Source organism: Neobacillus terrae (assembly GCF_011393025.1).
Lineage (GTDB): Bacteria > Bacillota > Bacilli > Bacillales > Cytobacillaceae > Neobacillus_A > Neobacillus_A terrae.
Genome location: NZ_JAAOEO010000075.1, coordinates 1 through 1,370 on the forward strand (window position 1 = coordinate 1; position 1,370 = coordinate 1,370).

Sequence of the window (1,370 nt, forward strand, 5' to 3'; positions counted from 1 at the left end):
TCAGACTAACGGATGGGCTCTAACGCACCATAGTTCATCGACCTTCCTCATCCAGCCGTAGAATCAGTATTGACGGAGTGTGACCATTTTCATTCTCTGTGGTGAAGCGCCGATTTTTGCGCTTCATGGAAGGCTAACGGGACAGTTTAGCTAAAGAAGAAAAAGCACACAGGAAACGGGGGATAGGTTGGTTGCGTAGCATTAGGTAAGATATAAAATCCTTTTGTTCGTAGTATTTAGTATGATTTGTATGTTCGAATATAAAAAATTTGCCTATACATTTGAGTTTAATAAAGGAGAGTTTTTTGTAGGTCCTGTGGAATCTCCTAATGGAAAGTATACAGCGAATTCATATTATAAAACGTATGGTGGAGCAGCGGGTGGTGTAAATGTTTGGGTTGAAATTACTCAAGGTAAGGACAATAAGATTCGTACTGTTTATTATGCTCCAGGGAAAAGTAATTTTTCTATGAATTGGGTAGACGATGAAACACTAAACATTACTAATGAGGAACCAGGATTTCCAAATGAAAACCGAAGCATTGAATTAACCATAGGAAAAGAAATTTATGATGAATCGGGTGCAGCCTGTGCTAGTTGGGTTATGAAAGATGAATATGAAACTTGTTATGAAAGGCATTAAATTCCCTAATAGCTTAAATGTGAAGAAATGTACTTAAACATATGGGTGCTTATGTTAAAAATGGGATGGCTGCGACCATCCCGTTTTCTTATTGTGCAAACGGGGAAGGTTAGTTAAACAACGGGGAATGGAACTTTTCATATTCCTTAATCGTCTAACAAATAAAATGTATTGTTTTTAGGGGTAGAGGAGGAAAGTTCCTTGAGAAGGTTTCTTTTGTACGCTTGTTTACTAGTTTCAATAGCGACTCAGGTATCTTGTCAAAAAAAAGAAGATGGAGTTTCTTTTGAGTCAATCTATCCAGCTAATTACATAACAAAAATCCAAGTAAAAGAAAAAGATGGCGGACTTATTGAAATAAGTAACATTGAAGATGTTAATAAATGGATTGATAAAGTTAAAAAAATAAAGTTTATTCGTGAAGAAAATCAAGAGGATAGAGAACTCCTTTTAATTTACAACGGTTGCATAGTTAAAGCTTACCGTAATGAAAAAGAAATTGGTGACTTTAAGATATTAAAGTTAAATGGTGTGTTCTTTAAAGAAAATATTGAATTTGAGAAACAAGTAGAATCATTATGCAAATAAACTAATTAACGGGGGCTTTACTTCAATAACAAGGGTTGCTGCGGCAGCCTTTTTCTTATGGCACTAACGGGGCAGGTTAGCTGTGCGAAATGTTTCTAGCTTAAATGGAGGATGGTTACATTTCTCTGGTAAAGGCTAG

The 1,370-nt window shown here is 35.7% G+C and carries 2 protein-coding genes; both read left to right on the forward strand.

From position 1 onward, the window contains the following. The first annotated feature begins 223 nt into the window (after positions 1–223). On the forward strand, positions 224–643 hold the full coding sequence (locus G8761_RS26665; protein WP_275940749.1) for a DUF5412 family protein: 420 nt from the start codon (positions 224–226) through the stop codon (positions 641–643). A 201-nt stretch (positions 644–844) separates the two neighbouring features. Next, positions 845–1,231 (forward strand): hypothetical protein, encoded by a 387-nt coding sequence (locus tag G8761_RS26670; protein WP_166030952.1) that lies wholly within the window; start codon positions 845–847, stop codon positions 1,229–1,231. Positions 1,232–1,370 lie beyond the last annotated feature (139 nt).